The 9,192-nt window shown below is 37.2% G+C and carries 7 protein-coding genes; all 7 read left to right on the forward strand.

The window, feature by feature from the left end:
* Positions 1-210: 210 nt before the first annotated feature.
* The 7 genes from M4J38_RS17480 (at position 211) to M4J38_RS17510 (ending at position 8,858) form a co-directional block, all read left to right on the forward strand.
* Positions 211-816 carry a M48 family metallopeptidase gene (locus M4J38_RS17480; protein ID WP_251761097.1) on the forward strand — a complete coding sequence of 202 codons (606 nt, stop codon included), beginning with the start codon at positions 211-213 and terminating at the stop codon, positions 814-816.
* A 188-nt stretch (positions 817-1,004) separates the two neighbouring features.
* A complete protein-coding gene (locus tag M4J38_RS17485) occupies positions 1,005-3,224 on the forward strand; it encodes an AAA family ATPase (protein ID WP_251761098.1) in 2,220 nt (739 codons plus the stop codon).
* Between the two features lie 227 nt (positions 3,225-3,451).
* Positions 3,452-3,907 carry a hypothetical protein gene (locus M4J38_RS17490; protein ID WP_251761099.1) on the forward strand — a complete coding sequence of 152 codons (456 nt, stop codon included), beginning with the start codon at positions 3,452-3,454 and terminating at the stop codon, positions 3,905-3,907.
* Positions 3,908-4,069: 162 nt separating this feature from the next.
* Positions 4,070-4,750 carry a hypothetical protein gene (locus M4J38_RS17495; protein WP_251761100.1) on the forward strand — a complete coding sequence of 227 codons (681 nt, stop codon included), beginning with the start codon at positions 4,070-4,072 and terminating at the stop codon, positions 4,748-4,750.
* A gap of 194 nt (positions 4,751-4,944) precedes the next feature.
* Positions 4,945-5,838, forward strand: coding sequence for a phospholipase D family protein (locus M4J38_RS17500; RefSeq protein ID WP_251761101.1), 894 nt, complete (start codon positions 4,945-4,947; stop codon positions 5,836-5,838).
* Positions 5,839-6,054: 216 nt separating this feature from the next.
* Entirely contained in the window at positions 6,055-6,882 is an 828-nt protein-coding gene (locus M4J38_RS17505) for an alpha/beta hydrolase (protein WP_251761103.1), read from the forward strand.
* A 218-nt stretch (positions 6,883-7,100) separates the two neighbouring features.
* Positions 7,101-8,858: an AIPR family protein gene (locus M4J38_RS17510; protein WP_251761102.1), complete on the forward strand. Its 1,758-nt coding sequence runs from the start codon at positions 7,101-7,103 to the stop codon at positions 8,856-8,858.
* The last annotated feature ends 334 nt before the right edge of the window (positions 8,859-9,192 follow it).

The following is a 9,192-nucleotide window of genomic DNA, read 5'->3' on the forward strand; positions in this document are numbered from 1 at the left end:
AACTGTATGGACAAGGAATGCGAATGTCTGATTTTGCAGTAGACATTGAAAAAGCCTGCCTATAACATCGGTTTACTGCTAGCCGGGTAAGACGGTAAACTTGATGTTCATTTTTTAAAGAAAATTCACTCACGGCAAGACTGTTTACGTTTCCAAACTCCCGGCCATCAGTAAGCCGTACCGTTATGGGCAAAACCATTTGACATCCAAATGAAGATAAAGGACATTTACTCGGATATTAAGACTAGAATTTTTGTGGTGTTAAATCAGGATGATGATAATATTCTTGATTGGGTTATTGAGCCGACATCATTAGAGCTTTTGCCGGAAGACGAGAATACTTATTTTGTTAAAGCATTTCAGGTTTCAGCAGACGCAACTGTTGATTGTTACCTTTCAATATTGACACCGGAAAGAGTCGCTGAGACTGTTGTAAAAATGAATTCAAACGGAAATTTGGTTGTTGAAAACTGGTGCGAGCAAAATCAGTCAGTTATTCCGGCGGTTGCGTCCGACTGTTTTGGTAACTATGACCTATATTTCGCAAAAGAAAATCCGCAAGTTGGTATTGACGTTTTAAGAGATGGGTTGGCGAAAGCACAAAATAAAAATGTGGTAGCTGAAGATCTTGGATATTTACTTCGTGACGAGAACGTGATTTTAGAAGCAATTGAAGCGTTTAAGATTAGTGAATTAAACGGACCTTCTTCAGCATACATTTATTTAGAATTATCAAATCTGTATAAACAATTAGGGCAGGCAGACTTGGAGTCGACATATTTGCAAAAATTTAAAGACGACATTGGGACAGAATAGTAGATAAATGCCCTGCCCATAACAATAGTTTTGCAATAGCCGGGTAAGACGGTAAACGTGATGTTCTTTCTTCAAGTAAATTCACTCACGGCAAGACTGTTTACGTTTTCAAATCCCGGCCATCGCAAAGCCGTTACGTTGTGCGTCATGCTAAAGCGACACTCCCTTAATATAAACTAACTTCAAATATGTTAACCAAGATAGCACTGAATAAGATAGCAAGCTTCAAAAATCTTGCAGCTTTGGACACTGACAAGAAGATAAACCTTATCTATGGTTTAAATGGAACAGGTAAGAGCACATTTTCGAATTATCTACACAAACAGACTGATGAAAAATATAAAGACTGCTCCATCCAAGGTTTAGACAGCAGTCACGATATACTTGTTTACAATCAGGCTTTCATCCAAGACACCTTTTTTGAATCAGAAAACTTGAAAGGCATCTTTACATTATCAAAAGAAAATAAAGAAGCGGAAACTAAAATTGCAAACGCTCAAAAGGAAATTCAAAAGTTAGAAACGGAAAAGGAAGCAAAAACCAAAGAACTTGAAAAAGAAAATTCAGCAATATTTCAAAAGCAAGAAGTCGCAAAAAATACAGTATGGAAAATTAAAACTGACTACAGCGGTGGGGACAGGGTTCTTGAATTTTGTTTAGAAGGCTACAAAGGTTCAAAAGATTCCCTTTTTAGCTATGTTTTTCAATTAACAAAACCAACTTCTAAGCCAACCAAAAGTATAGACGATTTAAAAAATGATTTGCAGTCTATTTCAGGGGACAATGCCCAAAAGTATAGTGGCTTATCTCAAATAACATTTACACCTCAAAATATAGAATCGGACACTTTATTTGCCAAACAAATCGTAGGCAATGAAAATAGTACAGTATCGCAATTAATTAAGGAACTTGGAAATTCTGACTGGGTAAAAGCTGGATTGCAGTATTTACCGACAGAACCTACCGAAGAAAATTCAACATGCCCTTTTTGCCAAGAGAATACTATTTCAGCGACATTAGTTGAAAGCATTAAGAACTATTTTGACGCTTCTTACGAAGCTGATATAAATTCCTTAAAAGGTTTTTTATCTAATTATTCTGGGGCAATTCAATCAATTCCAAACAAATCCTTTTTTGAAGCAAATCCAAAGTTTGACGTATTCAAAAAAGATTTTGAACTTAAGTACATCGCATTTACCAAAGTAATTGAAGACAATAGGAAACTTATTGAGGATAAAATTAAAACTCCGAGTATTCCATTAAATCTCAAAAGTTCAATCCAGAGCCTTCAAGAACTAAATGATGTAATTAAAAAGATAAATGCCCTTATATTAGAGCATAATAAAAATATTGACCAAAAGGAATCGGTAAAATCAAATATTAAAAAGATCTTTTGGCAAGTTATGCGTTGGGATTATGACAAAACAATTAGTTCTTATAATACTGACAAGAATACATCAAAAAGCAAGACTGACACACTTGATAAAATCATTAAAGAGTATCAGACTAAAATTGACACCCTAAATAAAGCTATTGCTGACCAGCAGAAGCAAACTGTTAATATTAAAGAAGCGATAGTAAATATCAACACCGCCTTAATTGATTTGGGCATCACCGATTTTAATATAAAACATCATTCCGAGAATCTATATAAAATAGCACGAGGAGAAAATCAAGATAAAATCTTCCGTTCTTTAAGTGAAGGTGAAAAAATGATTATTAGCTTCCTTTACTTCATTGAACTTTGCAGAGGGAAAAAGGAAGCTACTGAAACGGGTAAAAAGAAAGTGGTTATTATTGATGACCCTATTTCAAGTTTGTCTCATATTTATGTATTTAATGTGGGACGTTTAATTAAAAACGAATTCTTCGGAGTAAAAGAAATAAAAAAAGATCCAGTTACAGGAGAAAAAATTACTACTTGGCAATATAAGTATGAGCAGGTATTTATCTTGACACACAGCTTGTATTTCTTTTATGAAATCACAGAAACAAATCATGACGTTAGAAAAGAAGTACAGAAACTATTTCGGCTGATGAAAAATGAAAATGGAAGTGCATTTGTGCCGATGAATTATGAAGAGATTCAGAATGATTATCAGGCCTATTGGTTCATAATTAAAGATGACAAACAACCAGCGGCCTTGATTGCAAATTGTATGAGAAATATTATTGAATACTTCTTCAATTTTGTAGAAAAGAAAGACTTGAATAATTTTTTCGCCCAAGCCCCATTGAACAGTAATAAATTTCAAGCGTTCTATCGGTACATCAATAGAGAGTCTCATTCACTCGGACAAAACATTTTTGACTTTAAAGAGTTTAATTATGCCGACTTTAAAGAGGCTTTTGCAGAATTGTTCAAGGCTGCAGGCTACGAAGCTCATTATAAGAAAATGATTAAGTGACAGAAGCACGAACGCACAACAGCGGTTTACTAATAGCCGGGTAAGACGGTAAACGTGTTGTTCATTTTTCAAATTAAATTCACTCGCGGCAAGACTGTTTACGTTTTCAAACTCCCGTCCATCAGTAAGCCGTACCGTTGTGCGTCACCTTAAACAAAACCGTTCGTTGACGATAAAATTATTTAATTGCAGACGGTTCAAATATTGACTGTAATATTATTTACATAATGGGATATTATTTACGAGCATTTATTTGCAAGCAAGCGGATAGTAATGTTTTCACCGACAATTTTGACAAAGCAAAAAATGTAGAGATTGGGCAAGGTCTTAGTTTAATTCCAATGACTGAGTACCTCTATGACCAAATGAACGATCTTATTGTTTCAAATTTAGTTGACGATTTCGAGTATTTGACCGATAATATTGAGGCTAATGTTTTACAGAAGATAGGCGACAGAAAAATCGCTTATGTTGAGGCGGAGTATTTTGGTGGCGAAGGTGGACAGATTGCGGTTATTTGGGAGAATAATAAAAGAGAAAAAGTTTTAGACTATGGGCAGAACAAAATCAACGAAGTTTTGAAGGACTTTGGAGTAATTGCAGAAAATGGAGTAGATGAGTTTTCGACATTAGGTTTTGGATTGCACCGACATACAAGAGAGTGGCTCGAAGACGCAGACTAAATAGGCGAACGCACAACAGCGGTTTACTAATAGCCGGGTAAGACGGTAAACTTGGTGTTCATTTTTCAAAGTAAATTTATCTCGGCAAGACTGTTTACGTTTCCAAACTCCCGTCCATCAGTAAGCCGTACCGTTATGCGTAATTATAAAATATAAACATAAGTGCAAAACATAGATATTATTTTAACCCTGTTGACAGTATTAGCAGCTTTTCTTGGTCTGCTAGCAATGCTTCGAATCTTGTTAAAATTAAGAAGGCCAAACGTAAAACTGAATACAGACTTTTTTGAGCAGTTGGACAAAAAATTTGACCTTCGACTGGTCAATAATAAGGAAGATATAACAACATTAGCAGACTCATTCAGACGTGAACATCTTGCAACCTATGAATTGACAAGACTTCTTGAGGACTACCTAAGATATTTAATCAACAAAGCTTCCAATTCAGAAGGAGATATTAAACAATCGTATGTCGACAGACATCAGAAAGCAAATCAAATATTAAAAGAAGAAAAAGAAGAAAAACCATACGATGAATTACCTATAGAGGAGCGAAGAATTTTCAGAGCAATTAACTCTTCCGTAAAAACAGGAGAAAAAGAAGATGTACTTAATTCACTTGAGGACTTAAGAATTCTAATTAGCACTAAAAGCAAGATTTACCAACAAAGCAACACAATAAACAAATTTTCTATACCTCTTGCTGTTATTGGACTTATTCTGACAATATACTTTGGTATTAAAAGTTTACCTAAAGAAAATGCAGAACAAGTAACAACTACAACAAATAATGTTGACTCAACAAAATCAGAAATAAAAGACACATTGAATACGAGCAAATAACTACGCATAACAGCGGTTTACTAATAGCCGGGTAAGACGGTAAACGTGTTGTTCATTTTTCAAAGTAAATTCACTCGCGGCAAGACTGTTTACGTTTCCAAACTCCCGTCCATCAGTAAGCCGTACCGTTGCCAGTAATGCTTATCGACGTTGTAAACAATTAATACGATTTTCAATAATAATTGCTTGACAAAATGGCTAAATTTTTAACAGGGAATGAATTAAATTTAGAAGTTGAGAAAATACTTGAAACAGCAGAAAGTAAAATTCTTCTCATTTCTCCGTTCATTAAATTGCATGAACGCTACTCTTCAGTTTTAAAGACTAAAATTGAAAACCATAAACTGGAGATCATAATTGTTTTTGGTAAGAACGAGGGAGATATATCTAGGAGTATGAAAAAAGAAGACTTCGACTTCTTCAAGTCTTTCCCAAATATTCAGATTCGATATGAAAAAAGACTGCATGCGAAATATTATGCAAATGAGAGCGCGGCCATTCTGACCTCAATGAATTTGTACAACTATTCTCAGGATAATAATATAGAGGCGGGGGTTTTGACAAAGGTAAGTTTATTTGGAGCCATTGCTGGAAATCTAATAACTAATGTTACTGGAGAACTGGGGCTTGATGATAAGGCGTGGGAATATTTTGGAAGAGTAATCGATCAATCTGAATTGCTCTTTCAAAAAAAGCCTCAATATGAATCAGCAATACTTGGATTATCAAGAAAGTATATAGACTCTGTAATTGAAATTGATAAACTGACGGATTTCTTTTCCAATAAGTCAGCTTTCGATTTTTCAGGCCGGAGCAGTTTAACTTTTGACAAGAAAAAAAGCATCCTTACTGACAATAAGGATGAAACTCGATCTGGCTTCTGCATTCGTACTGGAAAACCAATTGCTTTTAATCCAAGACAGCCATTTTGTGATGAGGCTTTTCAGAGTTGGGCCAAATTTAGCAATGGTGATTATCCGGAAAAGTATTGCCATTTTTCAGGTGAAGATTCGAAAGGGGAAACGACTAAATCTAAGCCGATTTTAAGACGTAATTGGAGCGAGGCTAAAAAGACTTATGGAATTTGAATTTAATCCGCACATACTGGCAACAATAGTTTTGCAATAGCCGGGTAAGACGGTAAACATGAAGTTTAGTTTTCTAAGTAAATTCATTCACGGCAAGACTGTTTTACGTTTTCAAATCCCGGCCATCGCAAAGCCGTCACGTTAGCGGTCATTGCCTTGAATGACGTTACTACAAAAAAAATAATGTTGACACGACTATTTATATTGTTAATCTTCATGCTGCTCTTGACACCTTTATTCGGTCAGGTTGATAAGTTAAAGCAGCCCGATAATAGCAAACCCTTTGTGCTTGGTTTGATTGACGAAATTCGATCAAATGAGTTAAAGGAGATACGGCCATTAAATATCTATTTCCCCGACGGGTATAATCCAGAAGACACGATAAAATATCCGGTTATTTATTTGCTCGATGGTTCCGCAGACGAAGATTTTATTCATATTGTTGGACTTGTTCAGTTTAATAGTTTTGAATGGATTAAGCAAGTACCAAAGTCAATTGTAGTCGGTATTGCTACGGTTGATAGAAGAAGAGATTATACTTTTCCTACTACAATTAAGGAGGATAAGGATGCTTACCCAACCACTGGACACTCAGATAAGTTTATTGCATTTATTGAGAAGGAGTTGCAGCCCTACATTCAGTTAAAGTACAAGGTAAATGGATCGAAAATGATTATTGGACAGTCTTTGGGTGGACTACTGGCTACAGAAATTCTTATAAAAAGGCCGGCACTTTTCGACAAGTATATTATTATTAGCCCTAGTTTATGGTGGGACAATGGCTCCTTATTGGATCATGCCGTTTCAAGATTTGAGGATACGGATGTTTATATTGGAGTAGGAAAAGAAGGTTTGACGCCGACCGTAGCACCTCGTGTAATGGAAGTGGATGCAAATATTCTGGCTGCTAAAATCAAAAATCTTAAGCGCAAGAACGTAAACGTATATTTTGACTATTTGCCGCATGAAAATCATGCGACAATTATGCATCAAGCTGTTTACAATGCATTCAGACTTTTGTACTCAAAAGCCTTAAGTGATTGACAATATTTTCAAAAGTTGTTATCAACGAACCGCTAACAGCGGTTTACTAATAGCCGGGTAAGACGGTAATCGTGTTGTTCATATTTCAAAGTAAATTCGACCTCGGCAAGACTGTGAACGTTTCCAAACTCCCGTCCATCAGTAAGCCGTACCGTTGTAGGCAATGCGGCGTAACTTTTCCTATTTTCGGCGGACACGACAAAAATCATCACTAACATATGCTTGAGCAAATCAAAGAGGACATCAAAGCACCTTATTTCCAAGACAATTTTCCGAATGACGGACAGCGGTTTGTAGCATGGTACTTACGCAACGTTCACTTGCGGGATATGATTGAAACCAAAGACGACATTACTGATGGAGCAGACGACAAACAAATTGATGCTATTGTAATTGACGACGACAAATCAACCATTTTTATAGTTCAGGGGAAATTTATTGGCGGTTCGTCGGTTGATGGCGAGCCATTGCGTGAAGTGCTTTCTTCGTGGGTTCAGTTAAGAGATTTGGTGCGGCTTCAAGAATTCGCCAATGGCAAATTAAAACGTAAGTTGTCGGAAGTCGCCAGAGCGTTGGAGGACGAATATGAGATTTCTTTTGAACTGATTACGACCGGCGAACTGACACAGGCTGCTAAAAACGACCTTGCAACTTTTCAACAGCAACTTGCGCAGTTATCAGAAAGAGATGACATCATTTGCACCATTGCCGTCATTGACAGCGATGAAATTCGCCGCCGCTATGACCTTGCCCTTGAAAAGGAAAACCCTTCCATTAATCACACCATTGACTTATCTGCCGGTCATTTCATGTGTGAGACACTTGCCGGAACTCAGGTTGCGATTGGAGCATTGCCTTTAAAAGAGTGCATCAAAATTCCCGGCATCAAAGACGGTACCCTTTTTCAAAAAAACGTCCGGCAAAGTTTAGGACTAAGTAATGCTGTCAACAAAGGCATCAGGCAAACCGTTTACTCCGACAAACACAAAGACTTTTTCTTTTTTCATAACGGCATAACCGCCATTTGCAACAAAATGGAACGGCAGAACGGGACACTGAAACTTCATGGGCTAAGCGTTGTGAACGGCTGTCAATCATTGAACACTATTTTAAGTTGCAGCGAAAAGGTCAAGGTGCTGGAAGATACATTTGTGTTGTTTCGGTTCTATGAAATACCGCAACGAGACCGTGCCGACCGAATAAGCATCAACACAAACTCACAAAGCGCAGTCAAACCAAGAGATTTGCGGAGCAACGATAAGCGAGTATTGAACTTAAAAAAACAGTTTGAGTTAAAGTATGCACAAGGCTATTTCATTACCAAACGTGGTGAGACTGCTCCTGCAACGAAAGACAAACGATTTGTACTTGACCTTTCAGACCTTGGAAAGTTTCTCATTGCTTGGCATTCTCAACGACCCAATATCTCTTACAGCGAAACAAAGATTTTTGATAAATACTTTGAGCAGCTTTTCAAACGGGAGTACAAATCAGAGAACGCACAAGCCTTGAACACTTGGTATCATGAAATTCTAAAAACTTGGAGCAAGGAAAACCCTTTGGGATTAAACGAAACCTTGCTTGCCATGAAAGCTTATGCGCCATATCATCATCTTTATGCGGTTTCCATGTGCTTTGCCATCGCTAACAATCAAGCGGAGCGAGTACCTTTCCCAAGTAAGTGCTTAGATAAAGCGGCGCAGGACAACATGGTAGGTGAAATAATTAAGATTGCCGGCGTTAGTTTGAACATGGCACTTGAAGCCGCTGCCAACGAGCCACAGCCACAGAATAGAGTTTTTAGCCCGCAGAACTGGATTAAAGCAAAAAGCTGTTTAGCGGGTATCAACGGAGCAATCAGAAATTATTTCAGCATGTTGCCACTTATGCCCGGTGGAACAGAAATTAAAAACCGTTTGAATAAAACATTGAAACTACAACCAGAGGACTTTGAATATAGGTGGGCGGCAGACTGACGACACAATGCACATGCCTACAACAATAGTTTTGCAATAGCCGGGTAAGACGGTAAACGTGATGTTCATTTTTCAAAGTAAATTCACTCACGGCAAGACTGTTTACGTTTTCAAATCCCGGCCATCGCAAAGCCGTTACGTTATAGCCAATTTGATTTTTAGCCTTTTCATGTGCGATTTTAATTATTGACGCACCCAAGGGTATGACGAGGTTCTGTTAGCCTGCTGACTTTCAAATTCGAATGTTTGTATGATTTCTATTTTCTGAGATTTTCTATGAGGTGCTGCACTTCAGGGTGAATAAATGTTTTTTCTTTTCCGGCCTTTCTATGTG

It is taken from the genome of Parasegetibacter sp. NRK P23 (genome assembly GCF_023721715.1).
Classification (GTDB): domain Bacteria; phylum Bacteroidota; class Bacteroidia; order Chitinophagales; family Chitinophagaceae; genus Parasegetibacter.